This window comes from Mycolicibacterium elephantis DSM 44368, assembly GCF_004014805.1.
Lineage (GTDB): Bacteria > Actinomycetota > Actinomycetes > Mycobacteriales > Mycobacteriaceae > Mycobacterium > Mycobacterium elephantis.
Map to the genome: position 1 here is coordinate 32896 of NZ_ATDN01000015.1, position 22877 is coordinate 55772.

20 protein-coding genes are annotated in these 22877 nt (G+C 68.3%); 15 read left to right on the top strand and 5 right to left on the bottom strand.

From position 1 onward, the window contains the following. Positions 1-3: 3 nt before the first annotated feature. On the top strand, positions 4-1578 hold the full coding sequence (locus tag MELE44368_RS12150) for a DNA polymerase Y family protein (protein ID WP_128108720.1): 1575 nt from the start codon (positions 4-6) through the stop codon (positions 1576-1578). A gap of 82 nt (positions 1579-1660) precedes the next feature. Here MELE44368_RS12150 and MELE44368_RS12155 read toward each other — a convergent pair whose 3' ends face one another. Next, a complete protein-coding gene (locus tag MELE44368_RS12155; protein WP_128108788.1) occupies positions 1661-2689 on the bottom strand; it encodes a nucleoside hydrolase in 1029 nt (342 codons plus the stop codon). A gap of 33 nt (positions 2690-2722) precedes the next feature. Beyond that, positions 2723-4741 carry an SDR family oxidoreductase gene (locus MELE44368_RS12160; protein ID WP_128108721.1) on the bottom strand — a complete coding sequence of 673 codons (2019 nt, stop codon included), beginning with the start codon at positions 4739-4741 and terminating at the stop codon, positions 2723-2725. Positions 4742-4807: 66 nt separating this feature from the next. Here MELE44368_RS12160 and MELE44368_RS12165 point away from each other — a divergent pair, with 66 nt between their 5' ends. From MELE44368_RS12165 to MELE44368_RS12185, 6 genes are all read left to right on the top strand, one after another. Next, positions 4808-5677, top strand: coding sequence for a MaoC family dehydratase (locus MELE44368_RS12165; protein WP_128108722.1), 870 nt, complete (start codon positions 4808-4810; stop codon positions 5675-5677). Positions 5678-5794: 117 nt separating this feature from the next. After that, on the top strand, positions 5795-6682 hold the full coding sequence (locus MELE44368_RS12170; RefSeq protein WP_128108723.1) for a universal stress protein: 888 nt from the start codon (positions 5795-5797) through the stop codon (positions 6680-6682). A 138-nt stretch (positions 6683-6820) separates the two neighbouring features. Beyond that, positions 6821-7813: a DUF222 domain-containing protein gene (locus MELE44368_RS12175; RefSeq protein ID WP_128108724.1), complete on the top strand. Its 993-nt coding sequence runs from the start codon at positions 6821-6823 to the stop codon at positions 7811-7813. A gap of 261 nt (positions 7814-8074) precedes the next feature. Next, positions 8075-8329 (top strand): DMT family transporter, encoded by a 255-nt coding sequence (locus MELE44368_RS27070; RefSeq protein ID WP_241566584.1) that lies wholly within the window; start codon positions 8075-8077, stop codon positions 8327-8329. 28 nt (positions 8330-8357) lie between these two features. Then, positions 8358-8708 (top strand): DMT family transporter, encoded by a 351-nt coding sequence (locus tag MELE44368_RS27075; protein ID WP_241566585.1) that lies wholly within the window; start codon positions 8358-8360, stop codon positions 8706-8708. Positions 8709-8755: 47 nt separating this feature from the next. Further along, entirely contained in the window at positions 8756-12079 is a 3324-nt protein-coding gene (locus MELE44368_RS12185) for an error-prone DNA polymerase (RefSeq protein ID WP_128108725.1), read from the top strand. Here MELE44368_RS12185 and MELE44368_RS12190 read toward each other — a convergent pair. Together MELE44368_RS12190 and MELE44368_RS12195 are read right to left on the bottom strand one after the other, a co-directional pair. Beyond that, positions 12076-14001: a cellulase family glycosylhydrolase gene (locus MELE44368_RS12190; RefSeq protein WP_164890098.1), complete on the bottom strand. Its 1926-nt coding sequence runs from the start codon at positions 13999-14001 to the stop codon at positions 12076-12078. The genes MELE44368_RS12185 and MELE44368_RS12190 overlap by 4 nt on opposite strands. A 474-nt stretch (positions 14002-14475) precedes the next feature. Then, positions 14476-14892 carry a TIGR03667 family PPOX class F420-dependent oxidoreductase gene (locus MELE44368_RS12195; protein WP_128108727.1) on the bottom strand — a complete coding sequence of 139 codons (417 nt, stop codon included), beginning with the start codon at positions 14890-14892 and terminating at the stop codon, positions 14476-14478. A gap of 23 nt (positions 14893-14915) precedes the next feature. Here MELE44368_RS12195 and MELE44368_RS12200 point away from each other — a divergent pair, with 23 nt between their 5' ends. After that, a complete protein-coding gene (locus tag MELE44368_RS12200; protein ID WP_128108728.1) occupies positions 14916-15575 on the top strand; it encodes a nitroreductase family protein in 660 nt (219 codons plus the stop codon). A gap of 19 nt (positions 15576-15594) precedes the next feature. Here MELE44368_RS12200 and MELE44368_RS12205 read toward each other — a convergent pair whose 3' ends face one another. Beyond that, positions 15595-16059 (bottom strand): tRNA (cytidine(34)-2'-O)-methyltransferase, encoded by a 465-nt coding sequence (locus MELE44368_RS12205; protein ID WP_128108729.1) that lies wholly within the window; start codon positions 16057-16059, stop codon positions 15595-15597. 315 nt (positions 16060-16374) lie between these two features. On the opposite strand from MELE44368_RS12205, the gene MELE44368_RS12210 reads away from it, so the two are divergent. From MELE44368_RS12210 to MELE44368_RS12240, 7 genes are all read left to right on the top strand, one after another. After that, positions 16375-19056 carry a HAMP domain-containing sensor histidine kinase gene (locus tag MELE44368_RS12210; RefSeq protein WP_128108730.1) on the top strand — a complete coding sequence of 894 codons (2682 nt, stop codon included), beginning with the start codon at positions 16375-16377 and terminating at the stop codon, positions 19054-19056. Beyond that, on the top strand, positions 19053-19475 hold the full coding sequence (locus MELE44368_RS12215; protein WP_128108731.1) for a roadblock/LC7 domain-containing protein: 423 nt from the start codon (positions 19053-19055) through the stop codon (positions 19473-19475). The genes MELE44368_RS12210 and MELE44368_RS12215 overlap by 4 nt, the downstream gene beginning before the upstream one ends. A 7-nt stretch (positions 19476-19482) precedes the next feature. Then, positions 19483-19854 carry a DUF742 domain-containing protein gene (locus MELE44368_RS12220; RefSeq protein WP_128108732.1) on the top strand — a complete coding sequence of 124 codons (372 nt, stop codon included), beginning with the start codon at positions 19483-19485 and terminating at the stop codon, positions 19852-19854. Then, positions 19835-20470, top strand: coding sequence for a GTP-binding protein (locus tag MELE44368_RS12225; protein ID WP_128108733.1), 636 nt, complete (start codon positions 19835-19837; stop codon positions 20468-20470). Before MELE44368_RS12220 ends, MELE44368_RS12225 begins: the two co-directional genes overlap by 20 nt. After that, positions 20471-21034, top strand: coding sequence for a pentapeptide repeat-containing protein (locus tag MELE44368_RS12230; protein WP_128108734.1), 564 nt, complete (start codon positions 20471-20473; stop codon positions 21032-21034). Positions 21035-21146: 112 nt separating this feature from the next. Beyond that, a complete protein-coding gene (locus MELE44368_RS12235) occupies positions 21147-21629 on the top strand; it encodes an RrF2 family transcriptional regulator (RefSeq protein WP_128108735.1) in 483 nt (160 codons plus the stop codon). Further along, a complete protein-coding gene (locus MELE44368_RS12240; RefSeq protein WP_128108736.1) occupies positions 21626-22852 on the top strand; it encodes a globin domain-containing protein in 1227 nt (408 codons plus the stop codon). Before MELE44368_RS12235 ends, MELE44368_RS12240 begins: the two co-directional genes overlap by 4 nt. Positions 22853-22877 lie beyond the last annotated feature (25 nt).

Sequence of the window (22877 nt, forward strand, 5' to 3'; positions counted from 1 at the left end):
GCGATGCAGTCCCGCGTTCTGGCCATCTGGTGCATGGACTGGCCCGCGGTCGCCGCGGCCGCCGCGGCGGGCCTACCGCCGACGGCTCCGATCGCGGTGACGTTGGCCAACCGCGTCATCGCGTGTTCGGCGTCGGCCCGGTCGGCCGGTGTGCGACGCGGACTGCGCCGCCGGGAGTCGCAGGCGCGCTGCCCGGAACTGCATGTGGTCACCGCCGACCCGGCACGCGACGCCCGCCATTTCGAGGCCGTCACGGCCGCGGTGGACGATCTGGTGCCGCGGGCCGAGGTGCTGCGTCCCGGCCTGCTGGTGCTGCCGATCCGCGGGGCGGCCCGCTACTTCGGTTCCGAAGAGGCCGCCGCGCAGCGACTGATCGACGCGGTGGCCGCGGCCGGAGCCGAATGCCAGGTCGGCATCGCCGATCAGCTGCCCACCGCGGTGTTCGCCGCCCGGGCGGGCCGGATCGTCGAACCAGGGGAGGACGCGGCGTTTCTGTCGCCTCTGTCGATCAGGCAGCTGGCCGCCGAGCCAAGCCTGGCCGACCCCGGACGTCAGGAGCTGGTAGACCTGCTGTGGCGCATGGGGATCCGCAGCATCGGGCAGTTCGCGGCGCTGTCGCGCAGCGATGTCGCCTCCCGGTTCGGCGCCGACGGGGTGGTGGCGCACCGGTTCGCGTGCGGCGAGCCTGCCCGTGGCCCGTCGGGCGCAGAGCCCGCCGCCGAACTCGACGCGGTCATGAACTGCGACCCGCCCATCGACCGGGTGGACGCTGCGGCGTTCGCCGGGCGATCGCTGGCCAGCAGCCTGCATCGAAGCCTCGAGTCGTCCGGGGTGGGATGCACCCGGCTGGCCATCCACGCGGTCTCCGCCAACGGTGAAGAGCTCGAACGGGTTTGGCGCTGCGCCGAGCCGCTGACCGAGGACGCCACCGCCGACCGGGTGCGCTGGCAGCTCGACGGCTGGCTGAACAGACGCCGTCCCGACGAGCGGCCCACCGCGCCCATCACGATGATCCGGTTGCGGCCGGTCGAGGTGGTCTCGGCCGAGGCGCTGCAGCTGCCGCTGTGGGGACCCCCAGCGAAGATGACCGACAGTGCCTATCGCGCGCTCGTGCGGGTCCAGGGGCTGCTCGGCCCCGAGGCGGTGCAGATGCCCGTGTTGTCCGGCGGTCGGGGGCCCGCCGAGCGCATCACGTTCACACCGTTGGGCGACGAGCAGGTGCCGCGGGCCGATCCCCGCCAGCCGTGGCCCGGTCAGCTGCCCGAACCGTCACCGACCGTGCTGCTCGACGACCCGGTCGAGTTGGTCGACGCCGACGGCAATCCGGTGCGGGTGACCGCCCGCGGACTGTTCTCCACCGACCCGTGGCAGCTGGTGGCGCCCGGTAAAGGTGGTCGGAACGGCCGGCTGGCCTGGTGGGCGGGGCCGTGGCCCGTCGACGAGCGGTGGTGGGATCCCCAGCGGGCCAAGGTGGGGAGGACGGCACGCGCGCAGGTGCTGCTCGATACCGAGCCGGCGCAGGCCCTGCTGCTGTGTTACCGGCAGCGGCGCTGGTATCTCGAAGGCATCTACGAGTAGCCCTCTTTTTGCGCGAGCAGACGTGAAAACCCCCACAATGGGGTGTTTTCAGGGGTTTTCACGTCTGCTCACCGAAAGGAAGTCAGCGCAGGCGCTTGGCGAAGGCGCCGACGCGCGCGATGAACCGCTCGAAGAACGCCGCCGGATCGACGTCGACACCGACCAGCGCGTTGGGTTCCCGGCCCCAGCGGTGGCTCCAGTCCGCGATCGTCATCCCCCGGGTCAGCGTGCCCGTCAACTCGACGTCGACCGTGGTCGGCCGGCACCGGACCAGATCGGGGTCCAACGCCACCGCCGCCGCCAACGGGTCGTGCAGGTGTGCCAGATAACCCTCGCTCTGGGAATAGTGGAACTCGAAGTAGAACCGCATCGCGTCCTCGAGCACCGCGATCAACGGGTTGTCCGCCGCCGAGCGCGTGCCCGGGTCGTCGCGCGGGCTCATCGGCGCCGACGACGACTCCGCGGCCGCCGCCAACCTGCCCAGCAGCTCGGGTGTCAGCACGATGTGCTCGGTCAAGTTGAGCCCCAACACAATCGGCAGATGTGCGGGCGGTTCGCCGCCCCATGACCCACCCCACTCCGCGAACACCTCGGCCGCGGCTTCGGGGTCCACGCTGACGTTCCACTCGGCCACCGGCGTGGTGTTGCCGCGGTAGTCGAACGCACCGCCCATGATCACCAGCCGGCGCAGCAGTCGCGGCAGGGCCGGCTCGCTGCGCAGCGCCAGCGCCAGGTTCGTCAACGGACCGGTGGCCACGCCGATCAGCTCACCGGGATGCTCCCGGGCCGCCCGCACCCACGCCTGCGCGGCGTCGTACTCGGTGAGCCTGCGATCGGGCGCGGGCAGTTGCGCATAGCCCATGCCCTCGGGGCCGTGGGTGTCCTCGGCGGTGCGCAGCGGTGCGGTGAGCGGCTTCGCCGAGCCCCTCGACACCGGGACGTCGACGCCGCACAAGTCCAGCAGCGCAAGGTTGTTCGTGCAGACCTGTTCCACCCCGACGTTTCCGGCGGTCGAAGCGATGCCGACAACCTCGGCGTCATCGCTTGCGAACAGGTACACCAGCGCCATCGCGTCGTCGACTCCGGTGTCCACGTCGACGAAGACCGGCAGCGCGCTCACGCCGCCAACGATAGGCCGGGGCACTTACCAGTGCACACCGGGTACCAGGCGCACCGCGCGCTTGATCGGCCTGGGCACCCGCACCGACACCGGCGGGCTCGCCGGGCGTTTCGGGCGCCGCGTCGGCGTCTGCGTCGACGTCTGCGTCGACGACGACTCCTGCGCCAGGCCGCGGGCCGCCGCGGAGTCCGGATAGCCGAGATAGAGCTGGTGCAGGATGCGTCGTGAGAGTTTCGGGGTCAGGTAGTTGCCGAAATCGGCGAGCGTGCCCAGCGGCGTGTCGATGCGGGCCGGCTTCTCCACCAGTCCCCGCACCACCATGGCCGCCGCGTGTTCCGGGCTGATCGCCGGCACCGGGTTCAGCCGGTGCGACGGCGCGATCATCGGCGTGCGGACCAGCGGCATGTGGATGTTGGTGAATGTGATGTGGTCAGAGAGCGTCTCGGTGGCCACCACGTCGGCGAAGGCGTCCAGCGCGGCCTTGGTCGGCAGGTACGAGCTGTACTTCGGATTGCGTGCCTGCACACCGGCACTCGACACGTTCACCACGTGACCGAAGCGGCGCTCACGCCAATGCGGCAGCAGCGCCAACACCATCCGGACCGCACCGAAGTAGTTGACGGCCATCACCCGCTCGTAGTCGTGCAGCCGGTCGGTGGAGGCGACGACCGAGCGCCGGATCGACCGGCCCGCGTTGTTGACCAGATAGTCGACGTGGCCGAACCGGCCGAGGATGTCTTTGACCGTGTGCTCCACCGAGGTGGAATCGGTGACGTCGCACGTGAATGCGTGTGCCTGCCCACCCGCGGAGCGGATCTCGGCCACCAGCTCGTCGAGCGCATCGGCGTTGCGCGCCAACGCGAATACCGTCGCACCTCGTTCGGCGACCGCGATCGCCGATGCCCGCCCGATCCCGCTGGAGGCGCCCGTGATGATCACATGCCTGCCGACCAGCGGCCCGGCCGGGTCGGCGCGGCGGGCACGGTCGGGATCGAGGTGCTCGGCCCAGTAGCGCCACAGCCTCGGCGCGTACGACGCGAACTCCGGCGGTGCGATCCCGGTGCCGCGCAACGCCTCTGCGGTGTGGTGCGCGGTGAACGTCGGCGCCAGATCGACCACGTCGAGGATCTCACCGGGAATACCCAGCTGGGTGACCGCCATGTTGCGCAACACCCTGGCGCGCCCGGTGGCGCGCAGAAACGGCGTCGCCGTCGCCGACGGCAGCGATCCCCGCAACGGCGGCAGACCGGCCTCTTGCGCGACAGCACGGTAAATGCCCCTGAGCCCAACGGTTTTAGGTGCGGTCAGGTGAAATGTCTGCCCGTCGCGGCCGTCGGCGTGCATCAGCGCGACCAACGCATCCACCACGAAGTCCACGGGCACGATGTTGTTGCGGCCGGCGTCGGGCAGCACCACCGGTGTCAACGACGGCAGACGGGCCAGCTTGGCCAGCAGGCTGAAGAAGTAGTAGGGCCCGTCGACCTTGTCCATCTCGCCGGTGCGCGAATCACCGACCACCACCCCCGGCCGGTACACCCGGTACCGCAACCCGGGCGCCGAGCGGACCAACAGCTCCGCCTCGAACTTGGTCTGGTGATACGGGGTGGGCAGCTCCTGGCCGAGGTCGAAGTCGTGCTCGGTGAACTCGCCGCGGTGGCGCCCCGCGACGGCGATCGAGGACACGTGATGCAGCGTGGCGTCCAGCCGGCTCGCCAACTCGATGACTGCGCGGGTGCCCTCCACGTTGGCCGCACGCTGGACGGCGTCGGGCGCGGTGATGTCGTAGACCGCACCGCAGTGCACGATGTGGTCGACGGCGCCGAGTTCGCCGATCGTGCGGTCGGTGAGCCCCAGCGCGGGCGCCGTCAAGTCGCCGACCAGCGGTTTGGCCCGGTCATCCCAGCCGTCGGCGAGCCGTTCGAACCGGGAAAGCGATCCTCTCCGGACCAGCACCCACACCTCGGCGTTCTCGTCGCGGGCCAGCAGCTGCGACACCACGCGGCGACCGATGAACCCAGTACCGCCGGTAACGACATAACTCATCCGAGCATCGTCGCCCCTGCTGGGGGAAACGTCAATGCGCGCGGGACAGCACGCTATCGTCCGTCTATGCCCCTCGATCCCAACTCCATCGGCGCCAAGACCGACCCGCAACTGTTCGAATGGACGGACCGCGACACGCTGCTCTACGCGCTGGGTGTCGGGGCGGGAACCGCGGACCTGCAGTTCACGACCGAAAACAGCCACGGCATCGAGCAGCAGGTGCTGCCCACCTATGCCGTCATCGCCTGCCTGCCGTTCGCCGCCGCCGGCCTGATCGGATCGTTCAACTTCGCCATGCTGCTTCACGGTTCGCAGGCCATCCGGCTGCATGAGCCGCTGCCGCCGGCGGGCAAGCTCAGCGTCGTCGCCGAAGTCGCCGACATCCAGGACAAGGGCGAGGGCAAGAACGCCATCGTCATGCTCAAGGCCACCGGCACTGACCCCGACACCTCCAAGGTGGTCGCCGAGACGTTGACCACGGCCGTCATCCGCGGCGAAGGCGGATTCGGCGGGCAGCCCGGCCAGCGCCCGGCGGCACCGGAAATCCCTGACCGCGAACCGGATTCGAAGATCGCCCTGCCCACGCGTGAGGATCAGGCGCTGATCTATCGGCTTTCCGGTGACCGCAACCCGCTGCACAGCGACCCGTGGTTCGCGCGCGAGCTGGCCGGCTTCCCCAAGCCGATCCTGCACGGGCTGTGCACCTACGGTGTGGCCGGGCGCGCGCTGGTGGCCGAACTCGGCGGCAACGACGCGAGAAAGGTCAACGCGATCGCCGCCCGGTTCACCTCTCCGGTGTTTCCCGGCGACACGCTGACCACCTCGATCTGGCGCACCGAACCGGGTCACGCGGTGTTCCGCACCGAGGCGTCCAACCCCGACGGCTCGGACGCGCGGTTGGTGCTCGAGGACGGCACCGCCGAATACAGCGACTGACGCGCTGTGCCCGTTCGACCCAATCGGGTCGATCCACCGATATCACCGGCCGCCGGTTGACAGGATGATCGCGGCGACGTCTTCGTTCCGCGTCGCCAGAGGGCGGTGGTTGTTTCGATGAGGATCGTCGTTGGGTACCTGGCCACTCCCGGGGGCGCCGACGCCGTGGCGCTCGGGGTTCGGCTGGCCCGCACGCTCGGCGGTGAACTCGATCTGTGCCTGGTGCTGCCGGCCGACCGGGTACCGCCGTCGCTGGCGCCGATCGGCCGCTACCGCGAGCACCTGACCGAACAAGCCGAGGAATGGCTGGCCGCCGCGCGCGCAATGGTGCCCGACGACGTGGTGGTGCGCAGCCATATCGCGTTCGACGATTCGGCGGCCGACGCGCTGATCAAGGAGGCGGCCCGGGTGGAGGCGGAGCTCATCGTCGTGGGCGGCTCGGGCGGCGGGCTGGCGGCGAGCTTCTCGCTGGGGTCGGTGGTCAACGAACTTCTGCACTCGGCGCCGCTGCCGGTGGCCGTCGCGCCGCGCGGCACCCGGCACTCGTCGGCCGAGCGGGTACGTGAGGTGACGTGCGCGATCGGTCAGCGTGAAGGAGCAGATCTGTTGCTGGACACCGCAGTTCGGTTCAGCCGGGCGGCAGGAACGCCGTTGCGGTTGGTCTCGCTGGTGGCGCTCGACCCGGTCTTCGGGGTGTTGCGCGGTGACGACGAGGCCGTTCGCGAGCGGGCGCTCGCACATGCGCGGCATACCCATGAGGCAGCGAAACTGCGCCTGCCCGAAGGCTTTCCGGTGACATCGATGGTCGTGGAAGGGCGTTCCATCGAGGACGCGGTGGGCAAGCTCGACTGGCAGGCCGGCGATCTGATCATGGTGGGGTCGAGCCGGCTCAGCGCGCCCAAGCGCCTGTTCCTGGGTTCGACGGCGGCCAAGATGCTGCGGGTGCTGGACGTGCCGATGGTGGTGGTGCCGCGGGATCAGTTCGGCGTCGAGGATTTGCCGTGAGCGGCTGCTTCTAGCATGCGGTACTGACATTTCTCGGGTCTGTGCTTGAGCTATCCCCAATGGGGAGTTGATCCACAGATTGTGTCTTGGAACCGCTGAGCCCTCTGAATTGGTGCGGTTGCTGTATAGCGTTGGGGTATGGGTGGTTTCGTATCAGGTGAGGTGGCGCGTGAGCGGGTGGGCGTGTTGCTGGACCAGGTCGATGCCGCCTATGACGAGTTGAGGCAGTTGTCCTGTGACGAGGTGGGCAGTGATTTTCGGTTGGTGATCGCTGAGCGGTTGGAGAACCAGCAGCGGGCCAATCGGGGGTTGATGTATCTGGTGTTCTCCCAGATCGCCGACCCGCCCGATGGGACCGGTATGGCCGTGGGGATTATGGATCGATTGTGGGCGCGGCTGCGCATCCCTCCGCGTGAGATCAAACGCCGGTTCAAACTCGCCAAGCGGATATGTCCGCGCCGGCAACTGGCCGGCCCGCCGCTGCCCGCCGATTTGGCCGAGGTTGGCGCCGCGGTCGAGCGAGGCCTGCTGGGAGAGGATCACCTCAAGGCGATCTGCACCGCGCTGGATCGGTTACCGGCCAATGTGTCGGTGACCGACCGTGACGATGTGCAGGCCAGCCTGGTGCGCCAGGCGGTCAAGGGCGATGCCGATATCGTCACCGCGGTTGGGCGGCGTATCGATGAGATCTTCAACCCCGACGGGCACTTCAGCGAAGAGGACCGAGCACGGCGGCGCGGCCTGAGGTTGGGGCCGCAGGATTGTGATGGGATGTCGCGGCTGAGCGGCTGGATTGATCCAGAGACCCGTTGCTATGTGGAAGCGATCAGCGCGGCGGTGCGCCCGAACTGTCTGGCCCCCGGCTATCACAGCGAAGTGCACCACAGCACCGACTGGGCCGCCGGCGGTACCACCGATGCCGACACTTTGTTCTTTGCCTGCGGACCCGACCACAAACAAGTCACCGAAGGCCGGCTGCACACCGTCGTCACCCCCACCGGGCGCCTGGCATGGACCGACGGCACGACCGCACCAGCCATCAACCACGCCCATCACCCGGACGAGCTCCTCCACAACAACACCGACCCTCCCGATCGTGAGCAGAGTGAAAAGTATGACCACGCAAGCTGATTCGATGACTGCACTACACGGGGATGGATTGTTGGCTGGTGGATTCGGGCGGGGAGCGGTATGCATGACGAGTGCATGAGCGAGGAGCCGAGCCCTTGGGTGCCTGGTCGGTCGGGCCGAGCCCAAGACAGTCGCCGCGGTGACGGGCTGGCTCTTCGCGCTGGGGTCGGCGCTGTTCTACGGCACCTCAGATTTCGTCGGCGGCTTGGCGTCTCGGCGGGCCCACTATGTCGTTGTCGCTTTGCTCGGTCAGCTCGCGGGTTGGTGGTCGCGGTGGTCGCGGCCCTGGTGGCGATCGCGCCGTCACCGTCGGCGGTCGATCTGTGGTGGGGAGCGTTGTCGGGGATCGGCACCGCCGCCGGGATGGTCTTTCTGTTCCGCGGCATGAGCCACGGCGCGATGTCGGTGGTCGTCCCGACCAGCGCGGTCACGGGTATCGCGTTGTCGGCTCTGGTCAGCGTGGGTCTCGAGCGGTCGCCGGACAGATGCGGGCGCTCACCCCGGCGGGGCGGGTGACGGGCTGTTGGCGGGGGTGGGCATCGCCGTGCAATATCTCGCGCTCGCGCAGGCCTCGCCGGCGTCGGGCTTCTGGCCCGTAGCCACCGGACGCGCCGGAGCACTGGGTGTGCTCGTCTCGGCGCTGGTGGTCGCCGGTCGGCAGGCGCTTCGCGTGTCGCAGGGCCCGCTTGTCCTCGCGTTGGCCTCGGGAGCGCTGGCCGCCGCGGCGCTGATCTCGTACTTCCTGGCGACCCAGCACCAGATCGTGGCCGTCGCCGTGGCGCTGGCGTCGCTGTATCCGGTGATCCCGGTGCTGCTCGGCATCCTGGTGCTGCACGAGCGCCTCACGGGCGACAGACGGCGGGGCTGTTGGCCGCCGGAGCGGCGACCGTGCTGATGGCCGGCTAGCAGTGTATCGAACATCAGTTCGATACACTGGCCCTCGTGGGTTGGCACACCGGTCCGCCGAGCTGGACCGAAATGCAGCGGGTGCTGAACGGCAAGCCGCGCCGATCCGGCTGGCCTTCCCCCGCGAGCGGGGGGTATCACCACGACGAGCAGCAGGTCGGCGATGGCGGTGACAGCCCCGCCTGGTCCCGCAAGCGCGCGGCATACCAGGCGGCCGACATCGACCGGCCCGGCTCCTCGACCCCGTATGCCGAGCTGCACGCGCATTCGGCGTACAGCTTTCTCGACGGCGCCAGCACACCGGAGGAACTCGTCGAGGAGGCCGTCCGCCTGGATCTGCGCGCGATCGCGCTGACCGACCACGACGGGCTCTACGGCGTGGTGCGCTTCGCCGAGGCGGCCAAGGAACTGGACATGTCTACGGTGTTCGGCGCCGAGCTCTCGCTGGGGGGAGGGGACCGCACCGAGGACCCAGATCCGCCCGGCCCGCACCTGCTGGTGCTGGCCCGCGGCCCGGAAGGCTACCGGCGGCTGTCCCGCGAGCTCGCCAAGGCGCACCTGGCCGGTGGCGAGAAGGGCAAGCTGCGCTACGACTACGACGCGCTGACCGAAGCGGCGGGCGGGCACTGGCACATCCTCACCGGCTGTCGTAAAGGACATGTGCGCCAAGCGCTTTACACGGGCGGGCCGGAGGCGGCGGCCGATGCGCTCGCCGATCTGGTGGACCGGTTCGGCGCCGAGCGGGTCAGCGTCGAACTCACCCACCACGGAAGCCCCGTCGACGACGAACGCAACGCGATGCTGGCCGAGCTGGCACCCCGCTTCGGTGTCGGCGTTGTCGCCACCACCGGTGCGCATTTCGCCGAACCGTCGCGCGGCCGGCTGGCCATGGCGATGGGGGCGATCCGGGCCCGCCACTCGATGGAGGAGGCCGCGGGTTATCTTGCCCCGCTGGGTGGTTCGCATCTGCGATCGGGCGAGGAGATGGCCCGGCTGTTCGCCCACTGCCCGGAAGTGGTGACCGCGGCGGCCGAGTTGGGCGAGCAGTGCGCATTCGAGCTGGCGCTGATCGCCCCGCAGCTGCCGCCGTACCCGGATGTGCCGCCCGGCGAAACCGAGGACAGCTGGCTGCGGCATCTGGTGATGGCGGGGGCGCGCAACCGGTACGGCCCGCCGGAGCGGGCGCCGCGGGCATACGCCCAGATCGAGCACGAACTGAAGACCATCGAACAGCTGAAGTTCCCCGGCTATTTCCTGGTGGTGCACGACATCACCCAGTTCTGCCGCCAGAACAATATCCTGGCTCAGGGCCGGGGTTCGGCGGCCAACTCGGCTGTCTGCTACGCACTAGGAGTCACCAACGTCGACCCCATCGCCAACGAGCTGTTGTTCGAACGGTTCCTGTCCCCGGCGCGCGACGGTCCGCCCGACATCGATATCGACATCGAATCGGACTTGCGGGAGAAGGCGATCCAATACGTCTACGACCGCTACGGTCGCGACTACGCCGCGCAGGTGGCCAACGTCATCACCTATCGTGGCCGCAGCGCGGTGCGCGACATGGCACGTGCGCTGGGATTCTCGCAAGGGCAGCAGGACGCCTGGAGCAAGCAGATCAGCCAGTGGAACGGGCTGGCCGACTCACCCGACGTCGAGGGCATCCCGGAACCGGTGGTCGACCTGGCGACGCAGATCCACAACCTGCCCCGGCACATGGGGATCCACTCCGGCGGCATGGTGATCTGCGATCGGCCGATCGCCGACGTGTGCCCGGTCGAGTGGGCGCGCATGGAAAACCGCAGCGTCCTGCAATGGGATAAAGACGACTGCGCGGCAATCGGTTTGGTGAAGTTCGATCTGCTCGGGCTCGGCATGCTCTCGGCGCTGCACTACTGCATCGACCTGGTACGCGAACACAAGGGCATCGAGGTGGACCTGGCGCGGTTGGATCTGTCCGAACCGGCGGTGTACGAGATGCTGCAACGGGCGGACTCCGTGGGGGTGTTCCAGGTGGAGTCGCGCGCGCAGATGGCTACGCTGCCCCGGCTGAAACCCCGGGTGTTCTACGACCTGGCGGTCGAGGTGGCGCTGATCCGCCCGGGCCCGATCCAGGGCGGCTCGGTTCATCCGTACATCAAGCGACGCAACGGTGTCGAACCGGTCACCTACGACCATCCGTCGATGGAACCCGCACTGCGAAAGACGTTGGGTATTCCGCTGTTCCAGGAGCAGCTCATGCAGCTGGCAGTGGACTGCGCGGGCTTCTCGGCCGGTGAGGCCGATCAGCTGCGCCGTGCGATGGGGTCCAAACGCTCGACGGAGCGGATGCGCCGGCTGCGGGACAGGTTCTACGACGGGATGCGCCAACGGCACGGCATCACCGGCGATGTCGCCGACCGGATCTACGAGAAGCTGGAGGCCTTCGCCAATTTCGGCTTCCCGGAGAGCCATTCACTGTCGTTCGCCTCGCTGGTGTTCTACTCGTCGTGGTTCAAGCTGCACCATCCGGCAGCATTCTGCGCGGCCTTGCTGCGGGCGCAGCCGATGGGTTTCTACTCACCACAGTCGCTGGTCGCCGACGCCCGCAGGCACGGAGTCACCGTGCACGGCCCCGATGTCAACGCCAGCCTCGCGCACGCCACGCTGGAGAACCACGGCACCGAGGTGCGGCTCGGCCTTGCCGGCATCCGCCACATCGGTGACGAGCTTGCCGAGCGGATGGTCGACGAGCGAAATGCCAACGGGGCGTATGCCTCCCTGCTTGACCTGACCCAGCGGGTGCAGCTGTCCGTTCCCCAGACCGAGGCGCTGGCCACCGCGGGTGCACTGGGTTGCTTCGGTATCACGCGGCGTGAAGGGCTGTGGGCGGCGGGTGCCGCCGCCAGAGAGCGTCACGACCGGTTGCCCGGAGTGGGGTCGTCGTTGACGACCCCCGCGTTGCCCGGCATGACCGAACTGGAATTGGCCGCCGCCGATGTGTGGGCCACCGGTATCTCACCGGACAGCTTTCCCACACAGTTTCTGCGTGCGGATCTCGATGCGCTCGGCGTGGTACCGGCGGACAAGCTGCTGGAGGTTCCCGACGGAACCCGGGTGCTGGTGGCCGGGGCGGTGACCCATCGCCAGCGGCCCGCGACGGCGCAGGGGGTCACCTTCATCAACATCGAGGACGAGACCGGGATGGTCAACATCCTGTGCTCGCAAGGGGTTTGGACACGCCATCGCAAGCTGGCCCAGACGGCGGGCGCCCTGCTGATCCGGGGGCAGGTGCAGAACGCCACCGGCGCAGTCACCGTCGTCGCCGACCGAATGGGCCAGCTCACGATGGCTATCGGCTTGCGAAGCCGCGACTTTCGCTAGCTCGCCTCCGATCCCGACTTCGGCCCACCCCTCGAAGAGCCGTCGTCACCTGCGTCGTCAGCTTCCCCCGCATCGTCCGAGTCGTCGGAATCCGTGTCGTCGGAGTCCGTGTCGTCAGAGCCGTCCGACCCCACCTGCCCGGGCCGGGCCACCAGACCGGTGCGTACCGGTTCGCGTGAGTCGTCCTCGGCGGCCTCCTCGCCGGCGAGGTCGTCGGCCTCCGCTTGAGCGTCGGTCTCGGTCTCGGTCTCCTCGGTCTCGGCGTCGGCGTCGACGTCGACGTCGACGCCGCCGTCCTCCGGCTCCGCGGCGGGAACCTGCTCCTCGACCGCGTCCGCCTCCTCGGTGACCGTCTCCTCGGCGGCCGCCTCCTCGGTGACCGACTCGTCCACCGCCGTCGGCTCTTCGGTCTCGGTCACCGCGGCCTCGGCGACATCCGTGTCCGAAACCTGTTGTGCCGCCGAATCTTCCGAGTCCTCGGCATCATCTTGTGCCGCAGATACCGTCCGCCATGACATGGCCGCCATGTCGGCGCCCGCAGCGACCTCGCTTTGCACATCTGCCGGCAGCGCGCCGGCCGCGGCGCCTAACGGCCGGAAGATGTTGGCTATCGCCTGCGCGATCGAGTTGACGAACGCGGTGATCGCACTGATGAAACCCTGCACCGCATTGGCGATCAGCTGGAAGAACGCCTGCAGGGCTTGAGCGATCTGCTCGCCCAGGTTCGGAAGGCCCGGCTCCACAGGCTCCTCCGGCTCCTCGGGCTCCTGCGGGACCTGGTTCTCCTCGATGAAGTCCTTGATCACCTTGGCCGCCAGCTTCGCGGTCCAGTCGACGTTGAAGATGCCCAGCGACGTGCCCGCCGTCAGAACACCGTCGACCAGGCGATCACGCAACGTGTAGATGAACGACGGACCCGTATACGAGGTGCCGTCCGCATCCTTGAGGTCCTTCCACGTGTTGAGGAAGTCCTCGATGAACGCGGCCTGGTGCTCTTCGGAGACCGCGTCGGCGCCGAAGGTGGGCAGCCCGTACTCGGTGGCCCAGATCTTCAGTGCCTGATCGCCGTTGTCGAGCATCAGCTGCCTGATCTCGATCAACTGCTCGAGGGGCGAGCGCCAGATGTCGTTCGTGATGCCCTCCGAGAACTTCAGCGTGTAGTGGTACGGATGAAACGACAGGGCGTCGAAGTAACCCTTGGCCCCGCTCGCGTACATCCCTTCGACGAACCGCACCGGATCCAGGGTCACGGGGCTGCTGATCACGGCGCCGAGCACGCCGGCCACCACGAGCGGATCGTTGGGGTCGTCGCCGTTGGCGTCCTTGATCGCGGTGTAGGCGGCCTTCAACATCTCCGTGTAGGCGGCGGCATCGATCGTCGGCGCCCAGGCCCGCACGTAGTTCGGTTCGTTCCAGATCTCGTATGCGGCGATCTTGTCGCCGTACCGGGCGGCCACGCGCCCGGCGTACTCGCCGAACAGATGCGGCTGCGGGGGCTCTTCGAACCCGATCAACGACCAGTCCATGTTCGGGTCCACACCGGCCCAGTCCGGTCCGTGGGCGAGCACCGCGACGATCGCCATTCCTCGGTCGGCCGCGGCGTTGACGATGTAGTCGCTTCTCGCCCAGGCGGCCTCCTCCACCGCCGGCGGGAAGGTGCCCGGCCGGAACGGCTCGTTACCCCGCCACGGCAGGACGACGCGGACCGTGTTCACACCGAGGGCCTGCATCTCGTCCAGGTGCCGGTCGACCGCCGCGGTGTCGAGCTTGCGGTCCGGTGTCGACAAGGCCCACAGGTCGGAGTCGGCGATACCGACCGTCGTCCCGGACTCGACGATGCCCGCAGTCAGGACGTACTCCAGCGCGACCCGGTCGATGCGCGGTTTCTGCTGGGCCGTCGTCGCGGTGAGCATGAGCGACATCGGCGCCATCGTGATGACGGTCGCAACAGCAAACGCTCGAAGGCGAGTGTGCAGACGCTTCATCGGTTTCCCCTCAGTCGCGGATCAATGAGCCACGGACGTGTATCGACAAATTAACGTATTAGCTAGCTAGTTTGCATGCAAATTCAAAAAACAATTCTTATCAGCCACAGTTACCCCCATTGCCGGTCAGGGAATCCGCCGAGAAATTTGCTGCGGGATGCAAATCGGCGCAAAATTGACGCTTTAGCAAAGGGTGGGGTGCGGGTGCCGCGCTGGGGCATCGCCACTGGTCGCAGCCGGATCTGCAGGTTAACGGCCTTTCTGCCGAATAACTTTGCCGAATGCTGCGGCGGAATTATCCGAAAGCCGTCGATGCTGGCGAACTCGGCGACGGTAAACGGCGATTCGATGCCGGCGTGTGCGTACGATTACCGGCGGTCTGGCGCCGGTCGTAGCGAACCTATTTCAAGATCATTCGGCGGTCGGGGTTGTCCATACTTTGTCGATGTTGATCCTCAGTCGGGTGCTGTAGGCGGCGAGGAACTCGTCGGTGAAACCGAGGCTGGCGGCGTGCTCGCGGTACTTCTTCTGGTACCGCTCGTCCTGCAACGGGTTCGCATTCTCCGCGTCGACGGTCGCGGTGCCGCCGACGGCGATGATTCCGCCTCCCTGTCCGTCGGAGTCCAGGTGCAGGCTGACCCGAGGATGGTTCCTGATGTGGCGGACCTTGGCCGCGCCCGGTTCGGAGTAGACCGTGATGTCGGCGCCGTCGAAGTAGAACCACACCAGCCGCGGGACGGGCTGGCCCGATTTCGCGACGGTGGTCAGCCAACCGTAATTGTCCGACTCCAGCCTGCGGGACACCTCTTGCGCGAATTCGACTGTCATGAAGCGAATGTAGTCTCAGCGGAATGACGGCCCAGCAGAGTTTGAACATGTCCTTCGACGAAGTCGTGACGACGACGCGGTCGGTGCGCAAGCGGCTCGACTTCGACAAGCCGGTGCCCAAGGACGTGCTGCTGGAGTGCCTCGAACTGGCCGTGCAGGCGCCGACGGGGTCCAATGCGCAGGGCTGGCAGTGGGTTTTCGTCCAGGACGAGCACAAGAAGAAGGCACTGGCCGAGATCTACCGGAACAACTTCACGTGGTATCGCAGCCAGACCCCGCCGGAGTATCCCGACGGTGACAGCCGTGCGGCCCAGAGGGAGCGGGTGGTGTCCTCGGCGAGCTACCTGGCCGAGCAGATGCACCGGGCGCCGTGGCTGCTGGTGCCGTGCCTGGAGGGTCGCCCGGACGGCGCGCCCGCGGGCGTCAGCGCGGGGTTCTGGGGTTCGCTGCTGCCTGCGGTCTGGAGTTACATGCTGGCGTTGCGGTCGCGAGGGTTGGGCTCGGCGTACACCACGCTGCACCTCGTCGGGGAGGGGGAGAAACAGGCCGCCGAACTGCTCGGCATCCCGTTCGACAAGTACAGCCAGGGCGGGCTGTTCCCGATCGCCTACACCAAGGGCACCGATTTCCGTCCGGCCAAGCGGCTTCCGGTCGAGCAGATCGTCCATTTCGACGGTTGGTGAGGCGCGCCGGCGCGAGCGCTCAGTCCGCGCCCGCGAACCCGTGCTGGCGCCATGCCTCGTAGGCGGCGACGGCGGCGGCGTTCGACAGGTTCAGCGAGCGTCGCCCGGCCAGCATCGGGATGCGAACCTGGGCGGTGATGTGCGGATCGGCCAGCGTCGCGCTGTCCAACCCACTGGGTTCCGGCCCGAACATCAACACGTCCGCCGGCTGGTAGGCGATGTCGGTGAACGACGTCGCGGCGTGCGCGGTGAAGGCGAACACGCGCGCAGGCATCAGCGCCTGCCACGCCGCGGCCAGGTCACGGTGCACGGTGACCGACGCCAGGTCGTGGTAGTCCAAGCCCGCGCGCCGCAGTTTGGGTTCGGACAGGTCGAACCCCAGCGGCTCGACCAGATGCAGTTCGCATCCGGTGGCGGCCACCATTCGGATCGCGTTGCCGGTGTTCGGCGCGATGCGAGGCGTCACGAACAGCAGCCGAAACATTGGGCCATGATCCATCACGGCGCCGCGAAACTGAGCGTGCGGGGTGAACGCGGCGAAAAGCCCTGCCCACCTTCGCTTTCCAATCGAGCGTCGGCCGCCTTTGCTCCAACATCACGGTCGGCGGCCGACGGACGATCATGAAGTCTGTCTGTTCAGTAAGAATTGTGGAATCCGCAGCACATCGCTGTCATACTCGACCAGTTGCCAGGCGTAGCACACGCCCGCCCCTACATGGGCGAAGTCAACAGGAAGCCATATGAACCACGCGCCATTACTGACTTGCGGACACCCGGCCGATAACGCAGGCCAGCCTCGATGAGCGCCTTCTCACAGCTCAAGCAATCCGACGGCACGCTCGTCGACTTCGAACGCACGGCAGAGCCGCCGATCAAGCGGCCGTCGCGATGGTCGCTGACCAACTGGCCGGTCCGGTGGAAGGTGCTCGCGATCGTCTTGGTGCCGCTTGTGGTGGCAGCCACCTTCGGCGGCCTCCGCATCTACAGCAGTGCCACTGAGGCGTCGGAGATGCGCCTGGCAGCCGACCGCGTCGACCTGCTGCCCACCGTCGAGAACTACATGGCCACCCTCGAGGCGGCGATGCTCGCGCGGGCCACCGGCGGCGACGCCCAGGCGGCGTTGACCGCGTTCGACGCCAGTCGCCAGCGACTGCAGGACCAGCTGTCCACCGTCGACGTCGCGCCCGACGTCCGCGACGGCGTGCAGACCCTGGTCGACGGCGGTCAGGCGCTGATGGACAAGGTCACCGCCAACAGCATCGGGCTGCGCGAGGTCATCCAGTCCTACGCGTTGCTGCTGTTGCCCGCCGAGGATGCCATCAACGGGTCGGTCCGCGTGGACGACGAACGGATCCGCGCCGAGACCGCCGGGTTGTCCAGGGCGATCGGGGCGCGGGGCCAGATGATGATGCAGACGCTCATCATCACCCGCGGTGGCGAGCTGCCGGAGCCGGAGCTGCGCACCTCGATGATCGCGCTCGCGGGCACCGAGCCGTCGACGTTGTTCGGGATGAGCCAGGTGCTCGGTGTGGCGTCACCGGACGCCCAGAAGTTGCAGGCCGAGTTCGTCAAGCGGATGGCCGCGATGACGGATCCGGCTGTTCCGCTGGTCAACAACCCCGAACTGCTGGCCTCGGTGAACGCCACCGACGACATCGCCCGTCAGATCATCGAGCGCACCACCGCCTCGGTGACCTCGGCCGTGAGCGAGAAGGCCCCGACGGCGCGCACCGCGCTCATCCGCGATTCCGTGATCGTCGCGGTGGTGATACTTCTGGCACTTGTCGTGGTCGCGCTCGTGGCCCGGTCGCTGGTGCGGCCGCTGCGCCGGCTGCGCGACAGCGCGCTCAAGGTGGCCCACGAGGACCTCACCCGCGAGATCGACCACGTCCGCGCCGGCGGCGAGTCCCCTCCGGTCGAGCCGATCCCCGTGTATACCTCCGAGGAAGTCGGGCAGGTCGCCCACGCCGTGGACGAGCTGCACGAGCAGGCGCTCCTGCTGGCCACCGAACAGTCCCGGCTCCAGCTGCAGGTCGGCGACATGTTCGAGACGCTGTCGCGGCGCAGCCGCTCACTCGTCGACCAGCAGCTGGCGCTGATCGACCGGCTGGAATTTAACGAGGAAGACCCCGACCGGCTGGAAAGCCTCTTCCGGCTGGATCACCTCGCCGCGCGCATGCGCCGCAACGGCGCCAACCTGCTGGTGCTCGCGGGCGCCAAGGTGCCGCGGGAGCAGGCCGAGCCGGTGCCGGTCTCGGCGGTGATCAACGCCGCCGCCTCGGAGGTGGAGGACTACACCCGGGTGGTCACCGCCACCGTGCCCGACAGCGAGATCGTGGGCGAGGTCGCAGGCGACATCGTGCACCTGCTCGCCGAACTGCTCGACAACGCGCTGCGCTACTCGCCGCCGGTCTCGCAGGTGCGCGTCTCGGCGGTGCACACCGGCAACGGCGGCCTCGTCATCGAGGTCAGCGACATCGGGTTGGGGATGACCGAATCGGATCTGCGGGTCGCCAACGCCCGGCTGCAGTCGGGCGGTGAGGTCACCGCGTACACCGCGCGGCACATGGGCCTGTTCGTGGTCGGCCGCCTCGCCGCCCAACACGGTCTCGTGGTGCGGCTGCGCAGTACCGTTGCGGGCGAACCGAATTCGGGTACGACGGCCGGTGTCTACATTCCGGCCGAGCTGCTGGCCGACGCCGAGGCGACCGACCAGTTCAGCACCCCCGAGTACGCCAGGCCCGCCGACGCGCATGCCGGCATCGCGACCGCGCTCGCGCTCGACGAGGACCACTACGACGACTCCTACGACGACTCCTTCGACGACGAGGCCGCCGCGCTCGGCGACGCCGACTCCAACGGCCATGCCGAAACACCGCTGACACTGCTACCGCAACGCGACCCGGGGGCCAGCGGCATCTCCGGCACACCGTCGCCGCAGCCGACGAGCACCGCTCGCCCGACCGACACCTCGAGCTTCTTCGCGGCGCGGGCGCAGGCGGCCCAGCCGCCGCCCGCCGAACCCGAGCCCGAACCCGCGGCCCCGGGCGCCGCCGAGCCGTCGGACACCGCGGGTTCGGACGACGCGATCTATCAGAAGATGCTCTCCGAGTGGCTGATCGACCCGACCGAGTTGGCCAACAGCACGGACCTGGACTGGGAATCGGTATGGGACCACGGCTGGTCGGCGGCGGCCGCCGCCGAGGAGGCGCCGGTGCTGCGCCACACCGAGGAGGGCCTGCCGGTACGCGAGCCCGGCGCCCGGCTGGTACCGGGCGGTGCCGACGCCGCCGACGCCGACGAGCCCGTCGAGCACGCACGGCACCGCATCGACGCCGCACAGCCGGGCACCGGCCACGAGGTAGCATCGGCGCCGCACCTCGACCCCGAGGCTGTCCGCGCGAGCATCAGCAGCCACTTCGGCGGGGTGCACGCCGGGCGGTCACATGCGCGAGAGACCAGAGGAACAGAAGACGAATGACCGATCTGCCGCCGCGTCCGACGCAGCGCGCCTCGCTTGATTGGCTGGTCTCCAAATTCGCCAGGGAAGTGTCGGGGGTCTCGCACGCCGTGCTGGTGTCCGCGGACGGCCTGTTGATGGCGGCCAGCGAGCACATCCCGACCGAACGCGCGGATCAGCTCGCCGCGGTGGCGTCGGGGCTGGCCAGCCTCTCGACCGGCGCCGCGCAGCTGTTCGAGGGCGGCCACGTGTTGCAGTCGGTCGTCGAGATGGAGAACGGCTACCTGCTGCTGATGCGGGTGGGCGACGGCTCCAACCTGGCGACGCTGGCGACGCGCAATTGTGACATCGGCCAAATCGGTTACGAGATGGCGATATTGGTGGAACGGGTGGGTTCCGTGGTTCAGTCGGGACGGCGGCGCGCACCGTCGCACTCGTGAGCGGCACATGGACCATTGGGAGCGGGATGTCGCAGACGAGCCAAGCCTCGTGCGGCCCTATATCCTGACGGCCGGGCGCACCGATCCGACCGTCTATCTGCCGCTGGAGGCGCCGATCGAGACCTTGCCCGACGACAAGCCGGTGCAGTGGCCGGGAAACGATGTGCGGGGGCAGATCCTGCGGCTGTGCGACGACCACCCGTCGGTCGCCGAGATCGCCGCGCAGCTATCCTTGCCGCTTGGTGTGGCACGGGTGCTGGTCGGTGACCTCGTGACGCAGGGGTATCTGCGGGTGCACACCACCCTCGAGGATGCGGCGACCCTGGACGAACGGCGCGAACTGATAGGAAGGACGCTGCGTGGCCTTAGGGCACTCTGAGGGGCGCCACGCCGCCACCCGCGGCGAAAAGACCGCCGCCTCAACATGGTCTTCGCGCGAGCGCTCATCCGCGACCAAGATCGTCATCTCCGGCGGGTTCGGCGCGGGCAAGACCACGTTCGTGAGCGCGGTCTCCGAGATCATGCCGCTGCGAACCGAAGCGCTGGTCACCAACGCGTCGGCAGGCGTCGACGGGCTCGACGCCACCCCGGACAAGAACACCACCACCGTGGCAATGGACTTCGGCCGCATCACGCTGGCCGAAGATCTGGTGCTGTACCTGTTCGGCACCCCGGGGCAGCGCCGGTTCTGGTTCATGTGGGACGACCTGGTGCGCGGCGCCATCGGCGCCATCATCCTGGTCGACGTCCGCCGTCTTGCCGACAGCTTCGCCGCGGTCGACTTCTTCGAGGCGCGCAGGCTGCCGTTCGTCATCGCGATCAACCAATTCGACGGGGCGCCACGACATCCCGTCGGCGCGGTGCGCAAGGCACTGGCGTTGTCCGAACGGGTGCCGGTGATCACCATCGACGCCCGCGATCGCCAGTCCGCCCGATCGGCGCTGATCACGGTCACCGAGTACGCCCTCGACAGCCTCACGGCTTCACCCGGCTGAGTGGACGCCTCCGAAACGGTCTGGGCCGAAAGGGAATTCAGCGGACACGACTTCCGCGACGAAGACCTGAGCCGGCTGCGCACCCAGCGCGTGGTGTTCGATGAGTGCGACTTCCGCGGTTGCGACCTCACCGAGTCCGTGCACGTCGGTTCGGCTTTCCGCAACTGCACCTTCGAGCGGGCCACCCTGCATCACAGCAGTTTTCAGCAGTGCAGCATGCTGGGATCGGTGTTCACCCAGGCCCGGCTGCGACCGTTGACGCTGGACGACGTCGACTTCACGCTGGCCGTTCTGGGCGGATGCGACATGCGCGGCGTCGACCTCTCCGGCTGCCGGCTGCGGGAAACCGGCCTGGTGGACGCTGACCTGCGGAAGGCGGTGCTGCGTGGGGCCGACCTGACCGGGGCGCGGGTGCAGAACACCCGGTTCGACGAGGCCGATCTGCGGGGCGCGCGCGTCGACCCGACGCTGTGGACCACCGCCACCGTGCGCGGCGCGAAAATCGACGTCGACCAGGCACTGGCTTACGCGGCCGCGCACGGGCTGCACATCCACGGCGCCTGAGGTCGCGGCCGTTGGCCTATAACCGCTGATCAAAAAACCGCACGTGGCGAGGTGTTCAAGCACACACCCGCAACAGTCGCATCGGCTATGCCGAATTACTACGGTCCGTAGTATGCAACTCACGCGGTTCACCGACCTCGGTCTACGCGCCATGATGCTGCTGGCCGCGGGCGAGGCCGGGGACAAGCGGATCACCACCCGCTCCATCGCCGTCGGCGCCAACGCCTCCGAGCACCACATCGCCAAGGCAGTCGCCCGACTGACGGAACTGGGCATGGTGCAGGCGCGGCGCGGTCGGATCGGCGGGCTGACCCTCACCGACGCGGGACGACAGGCGTCGGTGGGCTGGCTCGTGCGGCGTCTGGAGGGCGACAGGGAAGTCATCGAATGCGATGGCGCCGATCCGTGCCCGCTTGTGCCCGCATGCCGGTTGCGGCACGCCCTGGTCGCGGCCAAGGAGGCGTTCTACCGCGAGCTCGACGAGTACACGATCAGTGATTTGACCAGGGACGCAGGACTTCTCGTGATCTCTGGGCCACAGTCTCGGCTCGGGCACCAGCCCGACCGTCAACTCAGCGAAAGGACCGCCCGATGACCGCCATTGCCGCCGCCCCACTCGAACTGGAACCGCAGCACGCCGACATCGTGACCGCAACGCTTCCGCTCATCGGCGCACACATCGACGAGATCACCGCGGAGTTCTACCGATTGATGTTCGAGAACCACCCGGCGCTGCTGCGCAACCTGTTCAACCGCGGCAACCAGGCCCAGGGCGCACAGCAGAGGGCGCTGGCAGCATCGATCGCGACCTTCGCCGCCCACCTCGTCGACCCCGACCTTCCGCACCCTGCCGAACTGTTGTCGCGGATCGGGCACAAGCACGCGTCGTTGGGCGTCACCGCCGACCAGTACCCGATCGTGCACGACAACCTGTTCGCCGCGATCGTCGCGGTGCTGGGCGCCGAAACCGTGACCGAGGAGGTGGCCGCCGCTTGGGACCGGGTGTACTGGATCATGGCGCAGACGCTGATCGATCTGGAGCGCGAACTCTACGCGGCGGCGGGGGTGTGCGACGGAGATGTCTACCGGCGCGCACGGGTCGTCTCCAGGGTCGACGATTCGTCCGGCGCGGTGCTGCTGACTGTCCGGCCCGAAGGTGAGCCGCTCACCAAATTCTCGCCGGGACAGTATGTCTCGGTGGGCGTCACTATGCCCGACGGTGCCCGGCAGCTGCGCCAGTACAGCCTCGTCAACGCGCCGGGAGCAACGGATCTGACGTTCGCGGTCAAACCCGTCGGCGCCACAGCCGACCAGCCCGCGGGCGAGGTCTCCACCTGGATCGCCGCCAACGTGTGCGTCGGCGACATCCTCGACGTGACGGTGCCGTTCGGAGACTTGCCCACCCCGACGGGGGATCGGCCCGTGGTCCTCATCTCCGCGGGAATCGGGATCACCCCGATGATCGGGATACTGGAATTTCTCGCCGCCGACGCACCTGACACCGTGGTGCAGGCGCTGCACGCCGACAGCTCCGATCAGAGCCATCCGCTGCGGGAGCGGCAGCGTGAACTGCTGGCCGCCCTGCCCAACGCTGCGCTGGACGTCTGGTACGAGGACGGCCTGACCGGCGGGCAACCCGGCGCGCATCCCGGGCTGCTGACACTGGACGGCGTGACACTGCCCGTCGGGGCCGATGTCTACCTGTGCGGCAACAACGGTTTCGTGCAGGCGGTGCGTACTCAGCTGATGGCGCGCGGGATACCGGCCGCGCAGATCCACAGCGAGTTGTTCTCACCCAACGACTGGCTGTTGTCCTGAGGCGCGTGGACCCCGACGGCTTTCG